Below are 26180 nucleotides of genomic sequence, written 5' to 3'. Positions count from 1 at the left end.
TAAATTTAGTTTTTGCCTTTTTAAAAAAGGTGAAGACAAAAGTTAAGAGAGCCCGTTTGAAAAAGCGGGCTTTTTTAGTCCTAAAGGGACATCTTGATGCTGATATAGCTCAGGTGGTAGAGCGCATCCTTGGTAAGGATGAGGTCCCCAGTTCGAGTCTGGGTATCAGCACCATTACAATCAGAATTTTACTTGGCGACCATAGCGCTTTGGACCCACCTGACTTCCATTCCGAACTCAGAAGTGAAACGAAGTAGCGTCGATGGTAGTGTGGGGCTTCCCCATGTGAGAGTAGAACATCGCCAGGTTCTTATTTAGACTCCAGAGTCTAACCAGTGCGGAGCGGTAGTTCAGTTGGTTAGAATACCGGCCTGTCACGCCGGGGGTCGCGGGTTCGAGTCCCGTCCGCTCCGCCACTTATTTAGAAACCCAGTCTCCGGACTGGGTTTTGTCGTTTTTGAACAGAATAATTTCCTTTTCAGGGAATGAGTCCCGGTTGCCCGCAACCCCGGCCGTCCGCCACTTATTTAGAAACCCAGTCTCCGGACTGGTTTTTGTCGTTTTTGAACAGACTAATTTCCTTTTCAGGGAATGAGTCCCGGTTGCCCGCAACCCCGGCCGTCCGCCACTTATTTAGAAACCCAGTCTCCGGAATGGGTTTTATCGTTTTTGAGCATAATAATTTCCCTTTCAGGGAATGAGTCCCGGTTGCCCGCAACCCCGGCCGTCCGCCATTTATTTAGAAGTCCAGTCTCCGGAGTGGTTTTTGTCGTTTTAGGGAACATGATTTTCTCTTATGGGAAAATAAGTCTCGCAAGGTTTTATCTGTAGCCTACAAGCTCAACCACTTATTCAGATAAAGCTCTACATTCGCACCCCAGTCTTTCCACGAGTATTGATAAATCTAACCTATCATTTGGTTACGTCTGAGATACCCTCTATTTGCTCTCTTACATCAAAGACAGGGTTTATCTAATAAAACCAAGTTTATGACCCACCAAATACTTATCTTCTTCAATCATAGCAATCTCTGTTTGTGTTCCCTTCTCTGTATCACTGGTTAACTGTACTTGGTCATCACTTCTCATATTTACGCTGAAGAAAACTTTGTTTGCTTTACTCTTATTTGTCAGAAGGATTAACCTAGTAAAGGTTCTTTTGGGAGTACAACCTAATGATGCAGCAGATACAAAGTGAAACACTAAGAGTCTTATTCGAAAGCCTGTCTTCTCAAGATGGGATTGCAGTTATTAACCCTGCGACTGAGCAAGAACTGATTCGCTTAAAACCTAGCTCTTTGGACGAGCTAGATGTGCAAATAGAAACGTGTAAAGCGGCTCAAGTTGAGTGGGAAAAACTCAGTGCTAAAGTACGTTCCGCTTCGCTGAAAAAGTGGTTTCAATTGCTTGTAGAGCACACGGAAGATATTGCTAACATCATTACCTTAGAACAAGGCAAACCGCTTTCTGAAAGTCGTGGAGAAGTCGCATATGGAGCATCTTTTGTTGAATGGTTCGCAGAAGAGGCTAAGCGCGCCTATGGTGAGGTTATACCTGCACCAGCGGTAGATAGACGACTCTCTACCATTAAACAGCCTGTCGGCGTGTGTGCTGCGATTACACCATGGAATTTCCCTATTGCAATGATCACTCGAAAAGCGGCTCCTGCTTTGGCTGCGGGATGTGGGATGATCATTAAACCTTCTGAATTAACGCCTTTGACTGCTCTGGCTGTGGTTGAGCTTGCTCACCAGGCTGGCATCCCTAAAGCTCTATTGTCTACCGTTGTTTCTGAGCAAGCGGCAGAGTTTGGTTTGGTATTAAGTACCGATCCGCGAATTAAGAAGATCTCTTTCACGGGTTCGACACGTGTCGGCAAGATCTTGATGAAGCAGGCAAGTGATACGGTTAAAGCTGCTTCTATGGAATTAGGTGGCAATGCGCCTTTTATTGTTTTTGACGATGCAGATTTAGAAGCTGCAGCGAATGGCTTGATTGCCTCTAAGTTTCGTAATGCCGGACAAACCTGTGTGTGTACCAACCGCTTGTATGTGCATCAGAACGTAAAAGAGGGGTTCTTAACTAAGCTTCTAGATAAGGTAACAAGCCTGACGGTCGGTAATGGTCTTGAAGAAAATACAACTCTTGGTCCTGTGATTACTATGGCCTCCAAGCATCGTCTAGAGGCAGTGATCGATCAGGCAGTACAAGAAGGGGCAACGATGCTTAATCTGCCTCAAAAACGCTCTGGGCGCTTTATGGAGCCTGTTATCTTAGATAATGTGGAACAAGGTATGGCGATAGTGCAACAAGAGCTGTTTGGCCCGGTTCTGCCAGTCATTAGTTTTGATGATGATGAGCAAGTGCTCTCGATGGCGAATGACACTGAATATGGTTTAGCTTGTTACTTCTACACCGATAGCTTGAAGCGCATCATCAAATTTAGTGAAGGTTTGGAATATGGCATGGTGGGGGTAAATGAAGGAATTATCTCTACGGAAGTTGCGCCGTTTGGTGGGATCAAAGAATCAGGCATTGGTCGTGAAGGGGCTAAGCAAGGCATGGATGAGTATCTAGAGACGAAGTACATCTGCCTTGGCGGTTTGAGCTAGCCTTCCGCTTAGACACTCATTGATACGATACAAAAAGAGAAAGCTAGGTACATCGCCTGGCTTTTTGTTTATTGAGATAAAGTTGGATGAAGAGGGCGTACGTTGTGAGTTTTCTTCAGATGCAAAAAAGCCGCATCAAGTGATGCGGCTTCTTTTAATATGGCTCCTCCTACTGGACTTGAACCAGTGACCTGCGGATTAACAGTCCGTCGCTCTACCAACTGAGCTAAGGAGGAACAAATTTTAATAAGTGGTGCCGACTACCGGAATCGAACTGGTGACCTACTGATTACAAGTCAGTTGCTCTACCTACTGAGCTAAGTCGGCACATTTTCGTTAATAAGTAATCGACTTACTAACCGAAATATGGCTCCTCCTACTGGACTTGAACCAGTGACCTGCGGATTAACAGTCCGTCGCTCTACCAACTGAGCTAAGGAGGAATTATCTTGTTTAAGAATAAATGGTGCCGACTACCGGAATCGAACTGGTGACCTACTGATTACAAGTCAGTTGCTCTACCTACTGAGCTAAGTCGGCGTACCGTTATTCTTTCTATTGTTCGTGTTAGACACCAACAATTTTAAATTGTGGTGCCCGGAGGCGGAATCGAACCACCGACACGAGGATTTTCAATCCTCTGCTCTACCGACTGAGCTATCCGGGCGACGAGGTGTATTAAAAGGCTTTTCGGCTTTCAGGTCAACAATAAAATTAAAATAAATTATCGTTTGATGGATTTGTGCTCGGAGTGGGCTGTTTTTATGCATTTTGAGCAGCAATGCACCATGCTTTAAGCGCTGTTTTAAGAAAAGTAGGGCGTTCTGTCGCAAAATAAAGGCGATAAAAACAAAAAAGCACGTCTGAAAACGTGCTTTTTATTGAACAATTGACTTTAAACTAGTGCTTTACTGAGAACTTGTTCACCCAACCTTCAAGTTCATCAGCTAAAGATGCCAATGTTTGGGTGCTTGATTGGCTTTCTGTTACCACCGTATTTAGCTGGATGCCGCTTTCTTCAATTAGGCTGATGCGGTGTGCAATGTCATCACTCACTTGCGTTTGTTCAGCTGCTGCTGTTGCAATTTGTTGGCTCATCGCAGTAATAGACTCTAACGCGGTTACTATCTGTTGAAGTGCCTCTGAGGCGTTCATTGATTCAGTTACTGTGCTTTCGCTGGTCTCGGCACAGATCTCCATTGTATGGATAGCATTGCGCGAACCCTCTTGAAGGTTAGAGATCATCTGTTGAATCTCTTTTGTACTGTCTTGCGTGCGACCTGCTAGGTTGCGTACCTCATCGGCAACAACTGCAAAGCCTCGACCTTGTTCTCCTGCACGGGCTGCTTCAATCGCGGCATTTAGCGCCAGTAGGTTAGTTTGCTCTGCAATATCGCCGATCACGTCGAGAACTTTCACGATACTGTTTACATCTTGATCAAGGTCCGCAACCGCTTTACTTGCCGTATTCAACTGAGTCGCCAACCCTTGGATGTTGTCTACAGTGCTATGGATTAATGATTGCGTGTGCTGACTCTGTTTGTCTGCTTCATCGGTGTTTTGTGCTGTATCGCTTGCCGAACTTGCTACATGGTTAGCTGAAGAAGCCATTTCTGTCATTGCTGTTGCGATCATTGCCGTCGATTGTTGCTGAGACATGGTTAGATCAGCGATCGAATTAGAGCGAGACTCTACCGCTGATAGCTCTGAACGCAAGGCGTGCATTGATTCGTCCAGGTTAGTTACCATCTTAGCCAGAGATTGACTCATCTCTTGTACAGCACCATAGATGCTGTCTTTTGGTGCGGTATATTCAAAGCTGGTTTGGATATCTCCTTGAGCAACGGCTTGAACCGCTTCACGTACGTCATTTGGCTCACCGCCGAGTAGATTAAGCATCTTACGGATGGAGATAATCAACCCACCTAGTATCGCCCCCGCAATTGCTAGACACAGTGCTAGTTGCCATTGAGCTGTTGACCAGAAGCGAGCATTGACCTCATTAAACCCGATGCCAGTGCCTACCACCCAGTTCCAATGGGGCGTTTTCTCTGCAATGGAGTGTTTTTCTTCGATCGTGCCGTCAGGGAGTTTTTGTGTCCAAGTGTATTCAACGATTTGACCTGTTTTACGACCTAGGACATCTAAGATTAATTGACCAACACTGTTGCCGTCGCCATCGCGGAAATCATGGAAACTGGTGCCATGCAATTGAGGGTCGAGCGGTGCTGCCACAAAAATCATGTTTTCGTCGGCAACATAAACGTATTCGTTGTCTTTGTAGATATTGTTGCGAAGTAGGCGAGTAGCCAATGCTTTGGCTTCATCTTCAGGCATCTTGCCTTCCACTGCCATTTTCTCAACTTCAGTTAGAATGCTGTATGCACTCTTAAATAGCTCAGTCACTCGAGCTTTGTTATCAAGGTTACTTGCGACGCGTAGTGTCCAAAGACCTGTTGCAGTAAGAGCAAGTAACGCAATCAAGATGATTGCAGATAATAAATAGGCTTGAGTTTTTAATTTCATAGTTAGCTCACGAGACGTATTTAATACTATGCAATGCATAGCTTATTAGGGGGCGTAATAATAAATTCATCATATTGAAGATGTATACACGCGCCTATGCATCAATGTTGAAACTATGATTTGGATTAAATTTTTAGCGTGAAATAAGTGTGTTTTATCAAATGAATCTAGAGTTTATAAGGGTTTTTGAAGGGGAGGTGTCTTAAAGATAAATGGAGATACTGAAAGTAGATAAGTGTTTTTATAATGCAGATAAGAAAAAAGCCAAGTCCGAAGACTTGGCTTTCAAAGTTGGCTCCTCCTACTGGACTTGAACCAGTGACCTGCGGATTAACAGTCCGTCGCTCTACCAACTGAGCTAAGGAGGAACTATTCTTTTTGTGTCTTGCTTTAAGCAAGTGCACCAAATATGGTGCCTCGAGGCGGAATCGAACCACCGACACGAGGATTTTCAATCCTCTGCTCTACCGACTGAGCTATCGAGGCAAAAGAATGGTGCCGACTACCGGAATCGAACTGGTGACCTACTGATTACAAGTCAGTTGCTCTACCTACTGAGCTAAGTCGGCGTACCGTTTTCTTTTTTAATTGTTCGTGCTAAGCACCAACAATTTTAAATTGTGGTGCCCGGAGGCGGAATCGAACCACCGACACGAGGATTTTCAATCCTCTGCTCTACCGACTGAGCTATCCGGGCGACGGAGCGCTATTAAACGGATTTTCCCGCTTTGCGTCAACCACTTTTTTTAAATAATTTCAAAAAAGTGGTTGTTCGAACGCTTTTTATTCAACTGTCACTACAAAGTGTGTCCGGAGTTAAATTCCTTTTTGAAATTTGTAACTTTTTCTAGGTAACGACGCGCTTCTGCATTCGGGTGTTTCTTGGTAAGTGCCCAATAAACTTGGTTTGGTTGCAAAGAATTTAAATCTCTCATCGCGCGTTTGCGATCACTGCGATGGAAAGTGTTCAAAACACCACCAGTTCCGCCATTATAGGCAGAAATCATGCTGTATTCTAATGAAGTTGGATGCTGTACGTCTTTTAAATAACGGTTCTTAAGGATGTAAAAGTAAGCCGTTCCAGTATCAATATTGTTTTCTGGGTTAAATAAGTATTCAGGACTTGGCTGCCCAGAACGATTCTTCACTAGCTTAAATACGTCTCGACCTGCTGTTTTAGGTACGACTTGCATCAAGCCATATGCATTTGCCCAACTTACTGCGTATGGGTTAAAGCTACTTTCGGTTTTGATGATGGCGTAAATCAAATCTTCAGGAATATCGTATCTCTTTGATGCACGACGTACGATGTCCGCATATTGGTAACTGCGCTGCGAGAAGTGATCTTCTACCATCGGGATTTCAACGTAATACGCTTTCTTAAAGTCGACATCTTTAGTTTTGACTTGGTTGGCGATCAAGTAATCGGCAAAGCGATTTGCTCGCCATGACCACTGAATCGGCTTTTTGTCTTGGTCGACAACCTGCTTATACAGGAAAGGTTGCCCCTCAAGTTTGATCTCTTTAGAAGAGAATAAGTCGACATTAGCCGGGTCATCTGGCGTTAACAACGTGGTGATAATGGCGTTCTTTAGGTGTTTTTGCGGTTCGGTGGGAGAAACCGTTTCGATGGTAATAACACCTTTTTGGAAGTCGACTTCAGCACGACTCAAATAATTATCGATGTATTTTACGTAATTGCTTTTACCTGCAAACTTCACTTCACGTTGCCCCCAACGTTTCTTAATGTTGCCTGAGAAGCTGTTGATCAGTGCGTCGAGTGCATCGGTATCTTTTTCAAACTGTCCCGGCAATTCTGCAAGGTTGTTAGCAAAACGGTTGGTTGGCTCGTAATCGACGTCGTAAATTTTTTCGACGAATTCACGGCTACAACCAGCCATCAAAAGTGCAGTAGCGATAAAGGCAATCTTTTTCATAGTTATTAGGGTTGTTAGACGTTAATACAAAAATGACACCACAAGGTTGGTTGTGATGTCATTGTTTTAAAACAAGTTTGCTTTATTCGCTTGGTGGCGTGTAGCCTTCGATGTGTACATCTTTACCTTCAAACAGGAAATTCACCATCTCTGTTTCAAGTTGTTTACGATGCTCAGGATCCATCATGTTAAGCTTCTTCTCATTGATCAACATCGTTTGTTTGTGTTGCCACTGAGCCCAAGCTTCTTTCGAGATATTATCGAAAATACGTTTACCTAGTTCACCTGGGTAAAGTTGAAAGTCTAGACCTTCGCCTTCTTTCTTTAGTCGAGCACAAAAAACAGTGCGGCTCATAATGACTCCTTGCAATTAATTAACGAAGCTCGTGGGGCAGAGCTTCCAGTAAGAGTTTTACTGGGGCTGCCAAACCGACTTCTTCAGGTTTAGATAAGTTATACCAAAGACCTTTGTTACCTTCCATCACCACATTAGGTTGCTTTGACAGGTCAATCAAAATCGGCGTGATATCAAGGTGGTAATGACTGAATGTGTGGCGGAATGTAATTAGAGTCTCTTGATGTTTAATATCGTTGGCTTGAATACCACGTTGTTCCAGTAGTAATTCAATATCGCTCTCTACATCAATATGTTCGGTTTGTGGGAAACAAAAGAGCCCACCCCAAATACCTGTCTGCGGTCTTTGTTCTAGCCACACTTCGTGACTATCACCATTTTTGTGGTGCAGCATGACGAAACGTGTCTGCTTAACCGGCTTGTCTTTCTTCGGCTTTTTACCAGGGTAATCAAGCACATTACCTTGTTTTTTTGCTATACAAAGTTCGTTGACCGGACACAAGGTGCACTTAGGCTTACTGCGGGTACACATCATGGCACCCATATCCATCATGGCTTGGTTATATTTGTCGACATCCGTTTGTGGTGTGTGCGTTTCTGCGATTTCCCATAATTGATTCTCGACTTTCTTTTGTCCTGGCCATCCATCAACAGCAAAGCAGCGTGAAAGTGTGCGTTTTACGTTGCCGTCCAATATTGCATGCGGCTGTTTATAGACAGACGACAGTACCGCAGCTGCGGTGGAGCGACCAATCCCCGGTAGGGCATTCATTTGCTCTAGGTCTAGAGGGAACTCACCATTGTATTTATGGGCGACCTCTTTTGCGGCTTTATGAAGGTTACGAGCACGTGCGTAATAACCTAAGCCGGTCCAAAGGTGCAGCACTTCATCTTGCTCGGCATTAGCAAGATCGACCACGGTCGGGAAGCGCTCCAAAAAGCGTTGGTAATAAGGAATAACCGTAGTGACCTGGGTTTGCTGAAGCATGATTTCAGACAACCAGACACTATAAGCGGTCTTGTTTTGTTGCCACGGAAGATCTTTTCTTCCATATGCGTCATACCATTCTAAGATGGCACTGGCGAAAGGTGTCACGACTTGCTCTGTATTCTATTATTGGTTAAGAGCAAAATTGCACCACAGATTGTGGTGTAAGTACAACAGATAAACTGTGGGGATATTGTGTTTGGTTTGTATGCTTTTGGGCTGCCATAGTCCGATAGCTCAACAAATACTTGCACCTAAGTGAATTCTTTGGATAATCCCCGCTTTGATTAATCAATGTGCAGGCAAAATCAATGAGTGAAGTAACCACTAACGAATACAACGAAGACGGTAAAATGATCCGTAAAATCCGCAGTTTCGTGCGTCGCGAAGGTCGTCTAACTAAGGGCCAAGAAAATGCGATGAACGAGTGCTGGCCAACAATGGGTATCGACTACAAAGCAGAACTTCTTGATTGGAAAGAAGTGTTTGGCAACGATAACCCAGTAGTGCTTGAAATCGGTTTTGGTATGGGTGCTTCATTGGTTGAAATGGCAAAGAACGCGCCAGAGAAAAACTTCATCGGTATCGAAGTGCATAGTCCAGGTGTTGGTGCTTGTCTTGCAGATGCTCGCGAAGCCGGTATCACGAACCTACGTGTAATGTGTCACGATGCGGTAGAAGTATTCGAACACATGATCCCAAATGGCAGCCTAGCAACGCTACAACTGTTCTTCCCAGACCCATGGCACAAAAAGCGTCACCACAAGCGCCGTATCGTACAGCTTGAGTTCGCTGAAATGGTTCGTCAGAAGCTTATTCTTAATGAAGGTATCTTCCACATGGCGACAGACTGGGAAAACTACGCTGAGCACATGATTGAAATCATGAACCAAGCACCTGGTTTCGAAAACATCGCTGAAGAAGGCGACTTCATTCCTCGCCCAGAAGAACGTCCACTGACTAAATTTGAAGCTCGCGGTCACCGTCTAGGTCACGGTGTGTGGGATATCAAATTCAAGCGTACTGCTTAAGGAGCCAGTAGATGTACCACTACGCGATATTAGCGAATCCGGGTCATAACCGTATTTACTTTGATAGCGCAATGACGATTGCATGTTCTGAGCTGAAAGCGATTTTGGCGTCGGAAGGTGTTGAAGTAACTGAAATTGGCAACAAAGACGTGGGTCTGCCTGCTGCACTTGTGTTCTCTTGCGAAACCGAACTAAGTGAAGCACAGGCAGGCAAGATTGCTGCGTCATCTATCTACTACGCGCTATTTGAAGTGCGTGAAGATGGCTTATTACGTCCAATTCAGGCGCCTGCATTCAATACTTTCCCTGAGAGCATGAGTCAGATCCTGCGTTACACAGGTAAAACAAACGAGCAGTTTACGCGTTTGATGGTGAACCTAGGCGTCAGTGCTGCCAACACGGGCAGTGCGCAATTAACGCTGATGGATCCTATGTGTGGTAAAGGTACAACACTGTTTGAAGGTTTGATCCACGGCTTGAATGTTGTGGGTGTTGAGATCAACCAGAAATGGGTTCAAGAGATCCAAACCTTCATCGTTAAGTTCATGAAGAACGGTCGCTTTAAGCACAAAGTGAGCAAAGAAAAGCGCACTTCTGGTGGTAAAAAAGTGGCAGATGGCTTCGTGGTTGAGGCAGCAGCAGACAAAGATGATTACAACAAAGGTAATCTTCAAACGATGAAGCTGTACTCAGCAGATACGCGTATTGCTGACCAAGTTGTGAAGAAGAACTCGGTAGATGTGATGGTGTCTGACTTGCCTTACGGCGTGCAGCACGGCAGCAAAAATGCCAAAGACAGCAAACTGAACCGCAGCCCACTGGAGCTTCTAAAAGAGGCTCTGCCTGCATGGAAAGTGGTTCTGAAGAAGCAAGGCTCTGTGGTGCTGTCTTTCAACGAATTCACCTTGAAGTGGAAAGACGTGGCGGCATTATTTGAAGAGCAAGGGTGGAAGGTACTTTCAGAAGAGCCTTACATCGGTTATCTTCACCGTGTTGATCAATCCATCAACCGCAACATCATTGTGGCAATAAAACCATAATCGACTTGAGTCGAATCAATTCCATGGAAAAGCCAACGTCCGCGTTGGCTTTTTTTACCTCTGAACTCAGCCATTTGGGTTCTTGTGACAAGAAGGTAGAAGATGAAACCTACAGCGCAAATTTTGACAGACATTCTAGCGGAAGTTCGCCCTTTAATTGGTCAAGGCAAAGTCGCCGATTACATTCCCGCATTGGCAAAAGTACCCAATACCAAACTGGGTATCGCTGTATACACCAATGAAGGTGAAGTGATTAAAGCGGGCGATGCAGAAGAGTCATTTTCGATTCAGTCGATCTCAAAAGCGTTGAGCCTGACTCTGGCTATGTGTTTGTACAAGCAAGAAGAGATCTGGTGTCGTGTAGGTAAAGAGCCTTCTGGTCAGGCGTTTAACTCGATGATCCAGTTAGAGATGGAACAGGGCATTCCACGTAACCCGTTTATTAATGCTGGTGCTATTGTGGTTGCTGATTTGTTGCAAAGCCGTCTCTCTGCGCCGCGTCAGCGTCTATTGGAATTTGCTCGTCAGCTATCTGGTGATACTCATATCGTATACGACAAAGTGGTTGCAGCGTCTGAAATGATGCATGGCGACCGCAACGCTGCGATTGCGTACTTGATGCGTTCATTTGGTAACTTCGAGAACGAGGTTATCCCCGTTCTGCAAAACTACTTCCATGCGTGTGCATTGAAGATGAGCTGTGTCGATCTCGCAAAGACCTTTAGCTACTTAGCCAATAAAGGTACGTCGGTGCAAACGGGTAAGCCTGTGGTATCACCAACGCAAACCAAACAGTTGAATGCACTACTAGCAACATGTGGTTTGTATGATGGCGCTGGAGAATTTGCTTACCGCGTTGGTATGCCGGGTAAATCAGGTGTTGGTGGCGGTATCATCGCTGTCGTACCGGGTGAAATGACGATTGCTGTTTGGTCACCAGAACTTGATGCATCTGGTAACTCACTCGCTGGTACTAAAGCACTTGAACTACTTGCCGAGCGTATTGGTCGTTCGATTTTCTAAGGAAAAGAGACGAGAAGTGAGAACGGACTTCGTCCTTGTGGATTAGGGACTTAGGAACGCTTCGCTTTAGATAAGTGTTGTTACGAATAAAAGAAAGGGTTGGCGTTTGAGCGCCAACCCTTTTTGTTTCTCGAAGGACGCAGTCCGTTCCCAAACCTCGATTCCCTTTCTTATTCCTCTTCCGCCATAAAGGCTTCAAGCAAATCATTGAGGAAAAGTTTACCTTTCTCGGTAATTTGCCAGTGAGTCTCTGTTTCACTCAGGTAACCCATCTCTAGCGCCCAATCGATAGGCTCTTGAATTGAGCTCAACGGCAGACCGGTTGTATCGATGTAGTCTTGTTTCGGGCAGGCTTCCATTAAGCGGAAACGGTTCATAAAGAACTCAAACGGACGATCTTCATCAGCCACAAGCTGTTCACTATCCAGATATGGCTTTACCATGTTTTGGTATGCCATCAGATAGCCACGCGGGTGCTTGACCTTAGTGGTGCGAACGATGCGACCATCAGCAAAGCTCAGCTTACCGTGTGAGCCACAGCCAATGCCAAGGTAGTCACCAAAGCGCCAGTAGTTCAGGTTATGCTGGCACTGATAGCCCGGCTTGCTGTAACCAGAAATCTCGTATTGAACGTAACCCGCCGCTGCGAGTTTCTCATGTCCTTGCTCGAAGATATCCCACAAGTCATCGTCATCTGGCAAAGTCGGTGGCTTGTAATAGAACATGGTGTTTGGTTCGATGGTCAACTGATACCAAGACAAGTGTGGCGGCGCCAACTCAATCGCTTTGTCCAAATCTGCTAAGGCTTGTTCGATGCTTTGATCTGGTAAGCCGTGCATGAGATCGAGGTTAAAGCTGTTCAAACCAATTTGGTGCGCCAGCTTAGCTGCATTGACGGCTTCGTCTTGACCGTGAATGCGCCCCAAACGCTCAAGTTTTTGCTGTTCAAAGCTTTGCACGCCGATAGAGATGCGCGTTACACCAGCCTTGCGGTAGCCAACAAAACGCTCAGCTTCAATGGTGCCTGGGTTGGCTTCCATGGTGATTTCGATTTCAGGCTTGAACGGAATACGCGCTTCAATGCCCTTAAGTAGACGCTCGATACCTTCTGCCGAAATCAAACTCGGCGTACCACCACCAATGAAGATTGAATGCAGTGGACGTGGCGCTTCGTTAAGACGGTATTTCTCAATGTCGGTATCCAAATCTTCAAGAAGAGCATTGATGTACTCTTCTTCTGGGATCTCGGCTTTAAGTGCGTGAGAGTTAAAGTCGCAATACGGGCACTTTTGTACACACCACGGGATGTGTACATACAAGCTCAGTGCTGGGGGCGTTAACATGGTCTAATTCGCTCGCGATTACTGAGACACTTGCTCAGACAGTTGAGCAAACAACGACTTGAGTGCTTTACCGCGGTGAGAGAGTTGCTTCTTACGTGCTGGCTCAAGTTCGGCAGACGCGCAGTTGTCTTCAGGAACGAAGAAGACTGGGTCGTAGCCAAAGCCATTTTCACCGTGTGCTTCAGTTAGAATGCGACCTTCCCATTTACCGTGACAAACGATAGGGGTTGGATCGTTCTCGTGACGCATCAAAACCAATACGCAGTGGAAACGAGCGGTGCGCTCTGCTTCTGGTACGCCTTCCATTGCTTTAAGTAGCTTCTCTAGGTTCTCTAGGTCAGAGGCTTTTTCACCTGCATAACGCGCAGAGTAAATGCCCGGAGCACCTTTCAAGAAATCGACTTCTAAGCCAGAGTCGTCCGCAATCGCAGGAAGACCTGTTTCTTGTGCTGCATGGCGAGCTTTGATGATCGCGTTTTCGATGAAAGTCGTGCCAGTTTCTGCTACTTCAGATACGTTGAATTCACTTTGCGCCAATACTTCAAAACCGAAGTCAGACAGCAGATCTGCCATCTCGCGAACTTTGCCTTGGTTGCCTGTTGCTAGCACTATCTTTTTCATGGTCGTCTCTTTCTGTAGCGATAAAGGGAGAACGCAGTGTTCTCCCTGATTAAATTGGTTCTAGAGTTATGATGTTCTAAAAGCTTTTAGATCATCACAACCCAATTACTCTTCGACATAAAATTTCTGCGTGAATTTAAGCTTACCTGAGCCTTTGTTTCCAGCTTTAACGTCAATATCGAAGGTAAAAGTTTCTTCGTTAGTAATACCGAGCTCAGCTAGGTAGTAAATCGCATCGCCTTCTTTCACTTCACGGAAGGTGAGCTTTTGCGTTTGACCGATAAGGTTCTTTGCCTGACCACTGATTTTAGCTTCAACGGCAGGTTTACCTAAAGAGGCACTGTCGAGCACACTGATGTTCAGTACGGCATTGTAGCCATTACGCTTGATGTCGTAGCTACGGGCGATCTTGGGAGTTAAAAAGGTTGAGTTAAACGCGATGTAGTGGACCTCGATGTCTTTCATGGTTTTGAACTGACCTGCCATGCTTGGTAAAGACAACAGGCTGATCAGTAGGGCGGTAATCCATTTGCTCATTATCACTTCCTCGGAATCGGGCGTTTTATTATTAGTACGAATTTCGTAAATAAAAAGCCATCAAATGATGGCTTTAATTTCTGTAGGTATTTGCACTGGGGATTCTATCCGAATTTGTTTATGACGTCCCAGTTCACCTTTTTCTATGTGAACCAAACCTTTAGCAACTTTAAATTGTTTGGCTAAAAACTTGGTTAGGTGTGCATTCGCTTTACCATCGACAGGCGGTGCGGTGATGGCAATTTTGAGCTCTTCACCATGCAAGCCGACGATCTTATCGCGGCTTGCTTTTGGTTGGATGTAGAGCCGAAGCACCACATCCTCGCCGTCATGCCAAACTGCTTCTGACATTATAGTTGGTACCAGATAGGACCAATCATGTCGCCCATCAGGAAGTTGGCAAATTGTAGACCAATGAACAGCACAAGCACGCTCAAGTCGAAGCCACCCATTGCTGGGATGATGCGACGGATTGGCGCTAGCATTGGCTCAGTTAGCTGGTGGAATACGTACTCGATAGGGCTGCGACCTTGGCTAACCCAGCTCAGGATTGCACGGATCAATAGTACCCAGAACAACAAGCCGCCAGCGGCTTTAATCAGAGACAATAAGCCTAGGAATAGGAAGTCCATGCTAAATGAAACTGACCCGCTAGAAGCGATCAGGATCAGCGCAACAAACTTAAGCACACACAACACGTAAGCAAACAGCACTGTCGCTAGGTCGATGCTACCAATGGATGGGATCACGCGGCGCAGTGGACCCACAACCGGTTGGGTTGCTTTGACGATGAACTGCGAGAATGGGTTGTAGAAATCTGCACGAGCAGCTTGCAACCATATACGCAAAATGACGACCATGATGTACAGGTCAAATAGGGTTGAGATGAGAAAACTCATTGAATTCATAAGGTACCCTTAACAAGTAAGTGAGTGACACAGAGTGGGTATCACTCAAGTCATTAAAACAGTTTTTCCATTTCTTCAGCGCGAGCAACCGCAGCTTGCATTGCTTTCGCCACAATATCAGACAGTTGGTGCTCGTTGAACGTACGTAGTGCTTCTGCCGTTGTGCCACCTTTTGATGTCACGTTCTCGCGCAGTGTTGAAAGCTCAGTTTCTGGATTTTCCACTACCATGCTTGCTGCGCCAAGTGCAGCTTGCTGAACCAACGTGCGAGCCGTGTCTTTATCGAAACCTTGAGCAATTGCTTCTGCTTGCATCGCTTCCATAAACAGGAAGAAGTAAGCTGGTGCGCTGCCTGCCGCGGCAATCACATTGTTGATGCCAGATTCTTGTTCGACCCAGCATACCTTACCGCAGGCTTGCATTAGCTCTGCCGCGAAGGCTTTATCTTGTTCTTGCACATGTTCAGGCGCGTAAAGACCACTCATGCCCAAACCAAGTTGCGATGGTGTATTTGGCATCACGCGAACCAAGTTGAGCTTAGTCGCTAGCATGTCATCCAAGCGTGAACAGTTGATGCCAGCCGCAATAGAGATAACCAGTTTATTGCTGAAGTCGATAGATTGCAGTGGTTTACACACTTCTTCCATCATTTGTGGCTTCACAGACAATACCACAACATCCGCTTCTGTCGCGGCTGCGATGTTATCGCTGGTGGTACGGATACCAAAGTTTTGCTCAAGAGGTTGGCGACGTGTCTCCGATGGGGCGGTCGCAATGATGTTCTGTGCTGGGTAGCCATTTGCTACGAGACCAGAAACAATCGCACGCACCATGTTTCCCGCGCCGATAAAGGCAATCTTTTTATGTTCCATATGTCTGATTTCCAAATATAAATTCTTACAATTTGTTGTGCGCTCAGGTGTATAATTGCACCACTTTGCTCTGAGTGCCGAAATAGAAGGCACTCAGACTCAAATTCGCAGTGTCTAACAACGAGTCGCTTTTATTGCTGTTTGCTGTAGTCGCGCGCGCCAAAAATCGCTGTGCCAATTCGCACCATAGTGCTACCTGCTTCGATTGCCGCATCCATGTCTCCGCTCATACCCATGGATAGCGTGTCGACATCCGGGTACTGCTGGGCTAGCTTTTGCTTTAGCTCTTCAAGTTGCTTAAATGCGCGAAGTTGCGATTCGTAATCTGGTACGTTGGCAGGAATCGACATCAACCCTCTTAACGTGAGGTTTGGAAGGCGAGAAATCAACTCAGCCAGTTCGAATATTTCTGCATCAGCAACGCCAGATTTTGACTCTTCACCACTGGTGTTAACTTGAATCAGAACTTGCAGTGGTTTTAGCTCGCTTGGACGCTGGTCATTGAGGCGTTGAGCGATCTTAGCGCGATCAATGGTGTGAACCCAATCGAAATGTTCAGCAACAGGGCGTGATTTATTGGATTGAATTGGACCAATGAAGTGCCATTCGATTCGATTATCTGGATAATGCTCGGCAAAGTGCTGAACTTTACTGACGCCCTCTTGGACGTAGTTTTCACCAAACGCCTCTTGGCCAGATTGGTAAGCTTCGAGAATTGCCTCGACAGGTTTAGTTTTGCTTACTGCTAGAAGTTGCACTGACTCTGGAGCACGACCGCATTTTTGTTCGTCGTGTCGAATTTGAGAGGTGATATGTTCAATGTTTTGTTGAATACTACTCATAGCTGTACTTTAGACTTAAGGATTTTAAATGGATATCACTGAGTTACTGGATTTTAGTGTAAAACATAATGCTTCGGATCTACATCTTTCTGCAGGTGTACCACCAATGGTTCGTATTGATGGTGATGTAAGAAAGCTGGGCATTCCAGCGTTTACACACCAAGAAGTGCATCGTTTGGTTTTTGAAATCATGAACGATGCGCAGCGCAGTGAGTTCGAAGAAAAACTCGAAGTCGATTTTTCATTTGAATTGCATAACGTTGGCCGTTTTCGTGTCAACGCTTTCAACCAATCTCGCGGTTGTGCGGCTGTGTTCCGTACCATCCCAAGTAGCATTCCAACACTGGAAGAGCTAGAAGCCCCAGAGATCTTCAGAAAGATTGCCAATGCTGAAAAAGGCCTGGTATTGGTTACCGGTCCAACGGGTTCTGGTAAATCGACTACCTTGGCAGCCATTGTTGACTACATTAACCGTAATCACAATAAGCACGTCCTAACAATTGAAGATCCGATTGAATTTGTTCACACCAACAATAAGTGTCTGATCAACCAACGTGAAGTACACCGTGATACACACAGCTTCCAAAACGCACTGCGCAGCGCATTACGTGAAGACCCGGATGTGATTCTAGTTGGTGAGATGCGTGATAAAGAAACCATCAGTTTGGCGCTGACGGCTGCTGAAACGGGTCACCTTGTTTTCGGTACGCTGCACACTAGCTCAGCAGCGAAAACCATCGACCGTATTATCGACGTATTCCCAGGTAGTGACAAAGACATGGTGCGTTCGATGCTGTCGGAGTCGCTGCGTTCGGTTATTGCACAAAAACTGTTAAAACGTAATGGTGGTGGTCGTATTGCTTGTCATGAAATCATGATGGCGACACCTGCGATCCGTAACCTTATTCGTGAAGACAAAGTCGCGCAGATGTATTCGATCATTCAGACCGGTGCGGCGCATGGCATGCAGACCATGGAGCAGAATGCTCGTCAATTGATGGCGCAAGGCATGGTATCGCGTGAAGAAGTGGATAAGAAAGTTGAAATTGAAGCGCAGCAATTCTCGTAACGAATTACTTAGGAAATAGCGAATACGGACGATGGATCTGAATAAATTTCTCGAAGGCATGCTGGCGTTAAAAGCGTCGGATCTATACATCACTGTCGGTGCCCCGATCTTGTTTCGTGTGGATGGCGAATTGCGTCCGCAAGGCGATAAGCTGAGCGAAAATGACGTAGCCTTGTTGCTTGATAGTGCGATGGACCCGGATCGACGACAGGAGTTTCGCAAAAGCCGCGAGTCGAACTTTGCCATTGTCCGTGATTGCGGTCGCTTCCGTGTCAGTGCCTTCTTCCAACGTGAATTACCGGGAGCCGTCATTCGTCGTATTGAAACCAATATTCCAACGTTTGAGCAGCTTAAGTTGCCTTTGGTGCTGCAAGATCTTGCAATTGCCAAGCGTGGTTTGGTGCTGGTGGTTGGTGCGACAGGCTCTGGTAAGTCGACCACCATGGCTGCGATGACGGGTTATCGCAACAACAACAAGACTGGTCATATTCTTACGGTAGAAGACCCAATTGAATTTGTGCATGAGCATAAACGTTGTATTGTGACTCAGCGTGAAGTGGGCTTGGATACTGACAGCTATGAAGTGGCGTTGAAGAACTCGTTGCGTCAGGCACCAGACATGATTTTGATTGGTGAGATCCGAAGCCGAGAAACGATGGAATACGCAATGACCTTTGCTGAAACTGGTCACTTGTGCATGGCTACATTGCACGCCAACAACGCAAACCAAGCACTTGAACGTATTTTGCACTTGGTGCCGAAAGACCAGAAAGATCAGTTCTTGTTTGATCTGTCGATGAACTTAAAAGGCGTAGTAGGTCAGCAGTTGATCCGTGATAAGAACGGTCAGGGGCGTCATGGCGTGTTTGAGATCTTATTAAATAGCCCGCGTGTATCCGATCTGATCCGTCGAGGCGATCTTCATGAGTTGAAAGCAACCATGGCTCGATCCAATGAATTTGGGATGTTGACCTTCGACCAATCGCTCTACAAGTTAGTGATGCAAGGTAAGATCAGTGAAGAAGATGCATTGCACAGTGCGGACTCTGCCAACGATCTGCGTTTGATGTTGAAGACGCAACGTGGTGAAGCATTCTCTACGGGCAGTTTGGCGAACGTTAAGATCGATATGGATTAATCCAATTCAGAAACGAAAAAGGTTGGCGAAACCAACCTTTTTCATTGTGCTTGAAGTGTTTACTCACCCCAAAGGTTTTCAAACCAACTCTCAAGAATCACGACCGCTGATTGGCAGTCGATATTGCCTTTCGATAGCGCTTTGTAGCCACCCATACTGAACAACTCTGCGCGTGCTTCTGCTGTTGATAGGCGTTCATCATGCAATTCAACGGGTAAGCCGTAACGACCGTGCAGGCGATTGGCGAACTTCTTCGCTCGTGGAGTGATGGTTTCTAAGTCTTTACCGTGCAAGTCTGTTGGCAAACCCACCACCAATAGGTCTGGTTGCCACTCTTTAATTTGTTTCTCGATGTCGTCCCAGTTTGGAATGCCGTCATTCGCTTTGAATGCTTTAAGTGGGGAAGCCGTGCCGGTGATTTCTTGCCCGATAGCACTACCAATGCTCTTGGTACCGAAATCGAAGGCCATGATTGTGCGTGACATAATGTGTCTCGAATCTAACTAAATAAAATAGGTTGAGTGTGGAAGCGCGTTAAGCGTGCCCTGCATCCGAAGATAGCTGGCTTGGATCGATGCCTAATTTCTCGACTGCTTTTTTCCAACGATCGATAATTGGAGTATCGAAAATGATCTCTGGCGTCGCTTCGATGGTCAGCCAAGAATTCTCTGCCAACTCAGTTTCTAATTGACCTGCACTCCAACCGGAATATCCAAGTGCCACTAAATAGTCGCTTGGTTCCGCTTCTGTACCAAGTACTGACAAGATGTCTTTAGACGTGGTAACTGCCAGTTCGTCAGTCATTTGAATGCTTGATTCGTAGTAGTCTTTTGGTTTGTGCAGGATAAAACCACGATCTTCAGAAACAGGGCCGCCGTTGTACACTGGTCTATCTAAGCTTGCTTCAAACAGGCGAGGGTGCACAGGTTGCACTTCGACTTGATTGAGCATACTACCAACCGTGATATCGACAGGTGCGTTGATCATCAACCCCATAGCGCCTTCTTCGTTGTGTTCACAGACGTAGATAACGCTATTCTGGAAGTAGGGATCTTTCATTCCCGGCATGGCAACTAAGAAATGGTTTGTGAGGTTCATTCTCATCTCGACCTTATAAGGCTATTAAAAATACTTAAGCAAACCCCATGTTTTCACCTGTACGGGTATGTGCATGAGTTTGCTTAAGTTAATCCACAACGCTCTTATTTAACTGTAATACAGTTTGAGTTATTCGCCTTTCACTCGGCGCTCAATCGCGTCCATTAGCTTGCCTGTGATTGAAATATCAAAAGCCGCTTCAATTTCACGAATACAGGTTGGGCTCGTTACGTTGATTTCCGTTAGCTTGTCGCCAATCACATCAAGACCCACAAAGATAAGACCTTTTTCTTTTAGGGTCGGTGCAACCGCTTGAGCGATCTTCATATCAGTTTCGCTAAGTGGGCGAGCTTCACCTGTGCCGCCTGCCGCTAGGTTACCACGTGTTTCACCTTTTGCAGGGATACGAGCAAGGCAGTAAGGCATTGGCTCACCATCAACCACTAGGATGCGCTTGTCACCATTGCTGATATCTGGCACGAAAGTTTGCGCCATCGCGTAGTTTTGACCATGGTTTGTTAGTGTCTCGATGATAACTGATACGTTTGGATCGTTCTCTTTCACGCGGAAGATAGATGCGCCGCCCATGCCATCAAGTGGTTTTAGGATCACATCACCGTGTTCTTCACGGAAGGCTTTAATCTTCTCAGCTTTACGCGTCACAATAGTGGTTGGTGTTAGCTCTGGGAACCAAGCTGTGAAAAGTTTCTCGTTACAGTCACGTAGGCTTTGTGGCTTGTTAACGATCAGTGCGCCTTGCTCTTCAGCGCGCTCAAGGATGTAAGTTGCGTAGATGTACTCTGTGTCGAACGGAGGATCCTTACGCATTAGCACAGCATCAAGCTCAGACAGTTCAATGGTCTGCTCTGATTTGAATTCGTACCAACCCGTTGGATCTTCTTTTAACTCAACCACTTTGGTGTCTGCGATTGCTTTACCTTGGTCTAGGTGCAGATCATTCATTTCCATGTAGTGGATTTCGTAGCCGCGGCGTTGCGCTTCAAGCATCATGGCAAAGCTAGAGTCTTTCTTGATGTTAATGGACGAGATTGGGTCCATTACGATACCGAGTTTGATCATTATTTTTCTCCGTTTTAACCAAGATCGCCGAAACGAACTTGTAAGGCTGTAATTGCTGTCAGAGCCGCTGTTTCGGTACGCAGAACACGAGGGCCGAGTAGCGTCTCTTCAAATTGATATTCGCGAGTCATGTCGATCTCGTCAGAAGATAGACCGCCTTCAGGACCAATTAATAGACGAACTTTTTCAACAGGTGTTGGCAAGGTGTTGATTGAGTACTTCGCACGTGGATGCAGGTTAAGCTTCAAGCCGTCGTACTCTTCTTGGCACCACTCTTCTAAGCTCATGATAGGGCGAATTTCAGGTACTACGTTGCGACCGCACTGTTCACACGCACTGATCGCAATCTTCTGCCACTGAGCTAGCTTCTTCTCGAAACGTTTTTGGTCTAATTTCACGCCACAACGCTCAGAGATCAGCGGTGTAATTGTATTCACGCCAAGTTCTACTGATTTTTGGATGGTGAACTCCATCTTATCGCCACGCGAAATGACCTGACCAAGGTGAAGATCAAGCGGTGACTCAATGCTGCTTTCTACGCGTTCAGAGATCTCAACCATCACATTCTTTTTGCTGACTTCGCTGATGACAGCTGGGAATTCAGCACCGCTGCCGTCAAATAATAGGACTTCTTGACCTTCTTTCATGCGAAGCACACGACCAATGTGACCTGCTGCATCGTCGCTTAGAGCAATGATGCCAAGTTGTTGAATGGTTTCTGGATGATAAATTCGAGGGATACGCATAGTGTTTCGATTTCCTGCATACGCGAGTGTTTAGACACTAACATGGATGCTTTCCACCGAAAAAACAAGGGGCAAGAGGCGTTTCCATTCCAGTAAATGACAACGCCTCGAATAGTGGAGGTGTACTGCGGTAATTACGGGAAGAATTACAGTGCGCGACAAGCCTCTTGAACGAATGGGTTGTGGTTGCCTTGAATCTTAGCAATGCGTTCATCACGCTCACATTCCCACTTATCTACAGGGTAGGTTTTGTTCCAAGCACTCATCAATTGAGTCTGCTGCTTCGAAAGTTTAAAACCGTATTCTTTGCTCATGTACAGGTAAGTACGCGCAATTGAGCCGCGTGCGCGATCGGGGGGCATGACTTTACGCTGCTTAAAGTTCACTTGCATTTCACAACGACCGTAGCTGACGCCATCCATGCCATTCCACTGACTGAAGTTGTAGTTAGAGCGGTCACCGTTTACCTCTCCGATAGCCGGAGTTAGGTTGTGGAGATCGGCTTCCATAGATTTGAAGACTTTGTCGTTTCTTGTGCAGTTTTTGCGTCCACCATTTTGCCAACATTGACGCTGGTGGCCGAACTGCCATGCAGGAACCACGTGCTCCCACTCGATGCGAGATGCGCGTTTTTCTTGCTTGCGAACTTGATAGCCACAAGAAGAGAGATCCGGCACGCCCTTTTTGCCTTGCCATTTAATGTCACAACCACAGTAGAAGCTGGTTGGGTGATCGGCGTAGATTTTTACCGCTTCACGCTTAGCGGCGGAAAAAGAGCTTGGAGGCGCAGCAATCGCTGTACTAGAAAGCGCAAATAGGAATAGAGAGAACAGGTATTTCATGATTAAAGTCTTTATAAAGTATGACTTTATTCATTCTAACACGCATAAATTAGCTTTAGTGATGAGTAACCTGACAATAGTGAGTAAAAAGCAGCAATTTGAGTGCGTATGTCTCTATTTTTTGAAGGCTAAAGGAGTAAAAGGATGGGCGTTACGAGAGCTGAATACCAGTAAAGTTCAGCGGTTGGCGACATTTTTGGCAAGAATACATCGCTTCTTTGCGCTGCACTTTGTTGTGACGACGAATTGAAAGTGGGTAAGTCATACAAGCACAGCGGTATTCAAAAGTTTTACCTTGCACAGAAGCCACATCAAAGCTGTGAGTGGTTTTAGCTGGAACTTTAAATACCGCTTCCATCACGCCTTGCCACTCTTTTCCGTGAGGTCGAACGCGACCGTACACTTGATAAGTAATGAGATGCGCGACTTCATGTGGAATCACTTCTTCAAGAAAAGCTTGAGTATTTTCTTTAAAGAGCTTCGGATTCAATCTAACTTCATTCGACTGCAAGTAGGCTTTGCCGGCTGCTTTACCACGAACATTGAAAGCCAGAGAAGGGATGATAAAAGAACGTTTGAATGCTTGCTCTGCCATCGCGATGCAATCTGCCATCACTTGTTTGGCTTTGTAGCTCAGTTCTATATCCACAACTCACTCCGTTTATTCAATAAAAAAGCCCCCGCGTTTGCGAGGGCTGGATCATAGCATCAGTTTTCTAAGGCGTGTGTTTTTTCTTAATTGTCGCGTGGTACGCATGCCATGTGCCGTAACCTAGGATTGGCATGGTGAAGAGCATACCAATACCGTACGTCGCGAAGCCGATTAAGATACCACCACAAATTATGGCTGCCCATACGATCATCGCAGGGATGTTGGATTTCACGGCGTTAAAGCTGGTGAAAACGGCAGTCATCATATCGACGCGACGTTCCATCATGAGTGGAATTGAGAAAGCTGAAATGCTAAATACCACGCAAGCCAAGACAAAACCTACTAGCGAACCAATAACTAAGAAAGGCAAGAACTCAGTCAGTGGAGCGCCTTGTACAGAAGGGTATAGAGCATGGAGCAGGGCAGCAATTCGCATCCAGAAAATCATACATACCGCGAGCATCACAGCAAATGCCCACTGAGAGCTAGAGTTGCGTCCAATGGCTTTCATTGAATGGAATAAGCTTGGTTTGTGTCCGCGTTCTCTCTCCCAACTTGCATCATATAAGCCGAGGGCTAAGAATGGCCCGATTAACATGTAAACAATCAGGCTTGGCATCACGACAAGATGCGTGCCTTGCCATTGAACCAGAAGCACGATACCAATCGCAGCTGCCATAAAGCAGATGCCGTAGAAGGCGCTGATGAGCGGCATGCGGACAAAGTCATGCAGACCCAACGCGAGCCAATGGAATGGTGCCGATAAGCTAACGGTATTGCACGGAATGGTTCTGGCGTATTCATTATCTGGAACTTCCTTTCGTTTACCTTGGAAGTCAGATGGGTTCACGGTACGAGGCATAACTCCTCCTTGATTTATTCCCACGGTGGCACCTAGGCCATATAAAGATGTTTGGCTGACGTTTTTCATGACTCTATTAGCCACGTGAGCCTGCATCATAGTTCTTTACGTTATATACATCGAAAAGTGCATTTAACATTATGTTAACTATTGGCAGAGATGGGGCAATTTACAAATAATTGCTGAATTTTTGTTCAAGAGAAGACATGAGAAGGAGAAGAAGGGGCAGAAACAAAAAGCCCCCGCCAGAGGCGAGGGCTTTATCGATTCTTGCGTGGCTCGATTACTTGATGCCTGCGAAATCGCGTAGGATAGCTGCTTTATCCGTTGCTTCCCATGGGAACTCTTCGCGACCGAAGTGACCGTATGCTGCCGTCTGCTTGTAGATAGGTTGAAGCAGGTTAAGCATTTCTTGTAGACCGTATGGACGTAGGTCGAAGTGTTGACGAACCGCTTCAATAATGATTTCGTGTGATACTTTCTCAGTACCGAACGTTTCAACCATGATAGACGTTGGATCAGCAACACCGATAGCGTATGAAAGTTGGATTTCACAACGGTCAGCCATGCCAGCTGCTACGATGTTTTTCGCTACATAACGTGCTGCGTAAGCTGCGCTGCGGTCTACTTTCGATGGATCTTTACCAGAGAACGCACCACCACCGTGACGAGCTGCACCGCCGTAAGTATCTACGATGATTTTACGACCAGTTAGACCACAGTCACCCATTGGGCCACCGATAACGAAACGACCGGTTGGGTTGATGAAGAAGTTCGTGTCTTTAGTGATCCACTCTGAAGGTAATACTGGCTTGATAATCTCTTCCATTACCGCTTCACGTAGGTCAGGTGTTGTTACTGAATCACAGTGTTGAGTTGAAAGAACAACAGCATCGATACCAACAATCTTACCTTGGTCGTATTGGAAAGTTACTTGAGATTTCGCATCTGGGCGAAGGAAATCTAGTTTACCGCTCTTACGAACTTCAGCTTGTTTTTGAACAAGGCGGTGAGAGTAAGTAATTGGAGCTGGCATTAGAATTTCAGTTTCGTTTGTAGCGTAACCAAACATGATGCCTTGGTCGCCTGCGCCTTGCTCTTTAGGGTCTGCTTTATCAACACCTTGGTTGATGTCTGGAGACTGCTTACCGATGGTGTTTAGAACCGCACACGAGTTCGCATCAAAGCCCATATCAGAGTGAACGTAACCAATTTCACGAACAGTTTCACGAGTGATTTCTTCGATATCAACCCATGCAGAAGTCGTTACTTCACCACCAACCATAACCATGCCGGTTTTAACGTAAGTCTCACAAGCAACACGTGCTTTCGGGTCTTGCTCAAGAATTGCATCAAGAACTGCGTCAGAGATTTGGTCTGCGATTTTATCTGGATGACCTTCTGATACCGACTCAGAAGTGAACAGGTGCTTAGCCATGATAGCTCCAATCTTAAGGTTTACTCATGGCTAACTAACGCAAGCTTGCCACGAAAAATACAATACAGTTTGTAGGTGTTTCTACATCTAGACGTCTATTTTAATTTCCCACAGTCGAATTACAAGCTCTTTTTCGATTTGAATTCGCCTAGCTTATTTCCCAATCGTTTGCTTTTGATGGGGGGAATTTCTAATAAATTACCTATTAAGTGCGAAAAGATTGAGTTAAAACCGCAAAAATGGTGAGTAAAACGTTTGCAGTCGGATTTTGGCTTTGAGAGAATGTTGTCCGCACTTTTTATGCCCAGTTTACTCGGTTAATGTGCCCACATTCCTTTATCAATTCGCTTAATGCACTCAGGAGCAGACATGTCTTCTCGTAACGTTCTTTCAAACAAAGAGCTCGCAAATGCAATCCGCGCTCTTAGCATGGATGGTGTTCAACAAGCTAACTCTGGCCACCCAGGCGCACCTATGGGTATGGCTGATATCGCTGAAGTTCTTTGGCGTTCTCACCTAAACCACAACCCATCAAACCCAGAGTGGGCTGACCGCGACCGTTTCGTACTGTCTAACGGTCACGGCTCTATGCTGATTTACTCTCTACTGCACCTGAGCGGT

General features: G+C 45.9%; 25 protein-coding genes, 11 tRNA genes, 1 rRNA gene and 1 pseudogene. 10 read left to right on the top strand and 28 right to left on the bottom strand.

Features of this window, described 5'->3' with window-relative positions; all coding sequences use genetic code 11:
• The first annotated feature begins 98 nt into the window (after positions 1 to 98).
• The 4 genes from OH463_RS25725 (at position 99) to OH463_RS25710 (ending at position 2611) form a co-directional block, all read left to right on the top strand.
• Positions 99 to 174, top strand: a tRNA-Thr gene (locus tag OH463_RS25725).
• A 17-nt stretch (positions 175 to 191) separates the two neighbouring features.
• Positions 192 to 308 (top strand): 5S ribosomal RNA (gene rrf / locus OH463_RS25720).
• 31 nt (positions 309 to 339) lie between these two features.
• Positions 340 to 416: transfer RNA gene (locus OH463_RS25715), tRNA-Asp, on the top strand.
• Between the two features lie 758 nt (positions 417 to 1174).
• Positions 1175 to 2611 carry an NAD-dependent succinate-semialdehyde dehydrogenase gene (locus tag OH463_RS25710; protein WP_269993096.1) on the top strand — a complete coding sequence of 479 codons (1437 nt, stop codon included), beginning with the start codon at positions 1175 to 1177 and terminating at the stop codon, positions 2609 to 2611.
• Between the two features lie 160 nt (positions 2612 to 2771).
• Here OH463_RS25710 and OH463_RS25705 read toward each other — a convergent pair.
• From OH463_RS25705 to mutY, 13 genes are all read right to left on the bottom strand, one after another.
• A tRNA-Asn gene (locus OH463_RS25705) sits at positions 2772 to 2847 on the bottom strand.
• A gap of 15 nt (positions 2848 to 2862) precedes the next feature.
• Positions 2863 to 2938, bottom strand: a tRNA-Thr gene (locus tag OH463_RS25700).
• Positions 2939 to 2978: 40 nt separating this feature from the next.
• A tRNA-Asn gene (locus OH463_RS25695) sits at positions 2979 to 3054 on the bottom strand.
• Between the two features lie 21 nt (positions 3055 to 3075).
• A tRNA-Thr gene (locus OH463_RS25690) sits at positions 3076 to 3151 on the bottom strand.
• Positions 3152 to 3202: 51 nt separating this feature from the next.
• Positions 3203 to 3278: transfer RNA gene (locus tag OH463_RS25685), tRNA-Phe, on the bottom strand.
• A gap of 233 nt (positions 3279 to 3511) precedes the next feature.
• A complete protein-coding gene (locus tag OH463_RS25680; protein WP_269993094.1) occupies positions 3512 to 5137 on the bottom strand; it encodes a methyl-accepting chemotaxis protein in 1626 nt (541 codons plus the stop codon).
• Between the two features lie 292 nt (positions 5138 to 5429).
• Positions 5430 to 5505: transfer RNA gene (locus tag OH463_RS25675), tRNA-Asn, on the bottom strand.
• 42 nt (positions 5506 to 5547) lie between these two features.
• A tRNA-Phe gene (locus OH463_RS25670) sits at positions 5548 to 5623 on the bottom strand.
• A gap of 7 nt (positions 5624 to 5630) precedes the next feature.
• Positions 5631 to 5706: transfer RNA gene (locus OH463_RS25665), tRNA-Thr, on the bottom strand.
• A 52-nt stretch (positions 5707 to 5758) separates the two neighbouring features.
• Positions 5759 to 5834: transfer RNA gene (locus tag OH463_RS25660), tRNA-Phe, on the bottom strand.
• A 100-nt stretch (positions 5835 to 5934) separates the two neighbouring features.
• On the bottom strand, positions 5935 to 7074 hold the full coding sequence (mltC, locus tag OH463_RS25655) for a membrane-bound lytic murein transglycosylase MltC (protein WP_005449660.1): 1140 nt from the start codon (positions 7072 to 7074) through the stop codon (positions 5935 to 5937).
• 82 nt (positions 7075 to 7156) lie between these two features.
• Positions 7157 to 7429, bottom strand: coding sequence for an oxidative damage protection protein (locus OH463_RS25650; protein ID WP_005425792.1), 273 nt, complete (start codon positions 7427 to 7429; stop codon positions 7157 to 7159).
• A gap of 19 nt (positions 7430 to 7448) precedes the next feature.
• Positions 7449 to 8525: an A/G-specific adenine glycosylase gene (mutY, locus tag OH463_RS25645; protein WP_029789658.1), complete on the bottom strand. Its 1077-nt coding sequence runs from the start codon at positions 8523 to 8525 to the stop codon at positions 7449 to 7451.
• Between the two features lie 203 nt (positions 8526 to 8728).
• Here mutY and trmB point away from each other — a divergent pair, with 203 nt between their 5' ends.
• The 3 genes from trmB to glsB all read left to right on the top strand — a co-directional run bounded on the left by trmB (position 8729) and on the right by glsB (position 11511).
• On the top strand, positions 8729 to 9448 hold the full coding sequence (trmB, locus tag OH463_RS25640; RefSeq protein ID WP_005449665.1) for a tRNA (guanosine(46)-N7)-methyltransferase TrmB: 720 nt from the start codon (positions 8729 to 8731) through the stop codon (positions 9446 to 9448).
• An 11-nt stretch (positions 9449 to 9459) separates the two neighbouring features.
• Entirely contained in the window at positions 9460 to 10488 is a 1029-nt protein-coding gene (locus OH463_RS25635; RefSeq protein WP_005425798.1) for a TRM11 family SAM-dependent methyltransferase, read from the top strand.
• Between the two features lie 102 nt (positions 10489 to 10590).
• Complete coding sequence (gene glsB / locus OH463_RS25630) at positions 10591 to 11511, top strand: glutaminase B (RefSeq protein ID WP_005425799.1); 921 nt, start codon at positions 10591 to 10593, stop codon at positions 11509 to 11511.
• Positions 11512 to 11681: 170 nt separating this feature from the next.
• On the opposite strand, the gene hemW is transcribed toward glsB, so the two are convergent.
• From hemW to OH463_RS25595, 7 genes are all read right to left on the bottom strand, one after another.
• On the bottom strand, positions 11682 to 12854 hold the full coding sequence (gene hemW / locus OH463_RS25625) for a radical SAM family heme chaperone HemW (protein ID WP_078608163.1): 1173 nt from the start codon (positions 12852 to 12854) through the stop codon (positions 11682 to 11684).
• Between the two features lie 18 nt (positions 12855 to 12872).
• Positions 12873 to 13475 (bottom strand): XTP/dITP diphosphatase, encoded by a 603-nt coding sequence (locus tag OH463_RS25620; RefSeq protein ID WP_017189094.1) that lies wholly within the window; start codon positions 13473 to 13475, stop codon positions 12873 to 12875.
• Positions 13476 to 13580: 105 nt separating this feature from the next.
• A complete protein-coding gene (locus tag OH463_RS25615; protein WP_005425804.1) occupies positions 13581 to 14012 on the bottom strand; it encodes a DUF4426 domain-containing protein in 432 nt (143 codons plus the stop codon).
• Positions 14013 to 14072: 60 nt separating this feature from the next.
• On the bottom strand, positions 14073 to 14363 hold the full coding sequence (yggU, locus tag OH463_RS25610) for a DUF167 family protein YggU (protein WP_005425805.1): 291 nt from the start codon (positions 14361 to 14363) through the stop codon (positions 14073 to 14075).
• Positions 14363 to 14920: a YggT family protein gene (locus tag OH463_RS25605; protein WP_005425806.1), complete on the bottom strand. Its 558-nt coding sequence runs from the start codon at positions 14918 to 14920 to the stop codon at positions 14363 to 14365. The genes yggU and OH463_RS25605 overlap by 1 nt, the downstream gene beginning before the upstream one ends.
• A 53-nt stretch (positions 14921 to 14973) precedes the next feature.
• Complete coding sequence (gene proC / locus OH463_RS25600) at positions 14974 to 15792, bottom strand: pyrroline-5-carboxylate reductase (RefSeq protein WP_050904301.1); 819 nt, start codon at positions 15790 to 15792, stop codon at positions 14974 to 14976.
• 131 nt (positions 15793 to 15923) lie between these two features.
• Positions 15924 to 16634 (bottom strand): YggS family pyridoxal phosphate-dependent enzyme, encoded by a 711-nt coding sequence (locus OH463_RS25595; RefSeq protein ID WP_005449733.1) that lies wholly within the window; start codon positions 16632 to 16634, stop codon positions 15924 to 15926.
• Between the two features lie 28 nt (positions 16635 to 16662).
• Between OH463_RS25595 and OH463_RS25590 the strand changes: the two genes are divergently transcribed.
• On the top strand, positions 16663 to 17703 hold the full coding sequence (locus OH463_RS25590) for a type IV pilus twitching motility protein PilT (protein ID WP_005425810.1): 1041 nt from the start codon (positions 16663 to 16665) through the stop codon (positions 17701 to 17703).
• A 31-nt stretch (positions 17704 to 17734) separates the two neighbouring features.
• Positions 17735 to 18841 (top strand): PilT/PilU family type 4a pilus ATPase, encoded by a 1107-nt coding sequence (locus OH463_RS25585; RefSeq protein ID WP_005449736.1) that lies wholly within the window; start codon positions 17735 to 17737, stop codon positions 18839 to 18841.
• A 59-nt stretch (positions 18842 to 18900) separates the two neighbouring features.
• Here the strand turns inward: OH463_RS25585 and ruvX are convergent, their stop codons facing one another.
• From ruvX to metK, 8 genes are all read right to left on the bottom strand, one after another.
• Complete coding sequence (ruvX, locus tag OH463_RS25580) at positions 18901 to 19326, bottom strand: Holliday junction resolvase RuvX (protein WP_005449738.1); 426 nt, start codon at positions 19324 to 19326, stop codon at positions 18901 to 18903.
• A 49-nt stretch (positions 19327 to 19375) separates the two neighbouring features.
• Positions 19376 to 19939 carry a YqgE/AlgH family protein gene (locus tag OH463_RS25575; protein WP_005449740.1) on the bottom strand — a complete coding sequence of 188 codons (564 nt, stop codon included), beginning with the start codon at positions 19937 to 19939 and terminating at the stop codon, positions 19376 to 19378.
• 129 nt (positions 19940 to 20068) lie between these two features.
• Positions 20069 to 21019 (bottom strand): glutathione synthase, encoded by a 951-nt coding sequence (gshB, locus tag OH463_RS25570; RefSeq protein ID WP_005449741.1) that lies wholly within the window; start codon positions 21017 to 21019, stop codon positions 20069 to 20071.
• Positions 21020 to 21033: 14 nt separating this feature from the next.
• The gene (rsmE, locus tag OH463_RS25565; RefSeq protein ID WP_005449742.1) at positions 21034 to 21765 is read right to left on the bottom strand and encodes a 16S rRNA (uracil(1498)-N(3))-methyltransferase; all 732 of its coding nucleotides are present in this window, start codon (positions 21763 to 21765) and stop codon (positions 21034 to 21036) included.
• Between the two features lie 146 nt (positions 21766 to 21911).
• Positions 21912 to 22607 carry a deoxyribonuclease I gene (gene endA, locus OH463_RS25560; protein ID WP_005449743.1) on the bottom strand — a complete coding sequence of 232 codons (696 nt, stop codon included), beginning with the start codon at positions 22605 to 22607 and terminating at the stop codon, positions 21912 to 21914.
• Positions 22608 to 22758: 151 nt separating this feature from the next.
• Positions 22759 to 23256 carry a SprT family zinc-dependent metalloprotease gene (locus tag OH463_RS25555; RefSeq protein ID WP_269993083.1) on the bottom strand — a complete coding sequence of 166 codons (498 nt, stop codon included), beginning with the start codon at positions 23254 to 23256 and terminating at the stop codon, positions 22759 to 22761.
• 67 nt (positions 23257 to 23323) lie between these two features.
• On the bottom strand, positions 23324 to 24121 hold the full coding sequence (locus OH463_RS25550; protein ID WP_005449746.1) for a DUF2189 domain-containing protein: 798 nt from the start codon (positions 24119 to 24121) through the stop codon (positions 23324 to 23326).
• 283 nt (positions 24122 to 24404) lie between these two features.
• The gene (gene metK, locus OH463_RS25545; RefSeq protein ID WP_005449748.1) at positions 24405 to 25559 is read right to left on the bottom strand and encodes a methionine adenosyltransferase; all 1155 of its coding nucleotides are present in this window, start codon (positions 25557 to 25559) and stop codon (positions 24405 to 24407) included.
• A gap of 369 nt (positions 25560 to 25928) precedes the next feature.
• On the opposite strand from metK, the pseudogene OH463_RS25540 reads away from it, so the two are divergent.
• Positions 25929 to 26180: pseudogene (locus tag OH463_RS25540) on the top strand (transketolase); the annotation flags it as partial.

It is taken from the genome of Vibrio sp. NFR, from assembly GCF_027587095.1.
Classification (GTDB): Bacteria; Pseudomonadota; Gammaproteobacteria; order Enterobacterales; family Vibrionaceae; genus Vibrio; species Vibrio harveyi.
Note: the sequence above shows the minus strand (reverse complement) of the source record. Positions and strands in the feature narration are given on the sequence as shown.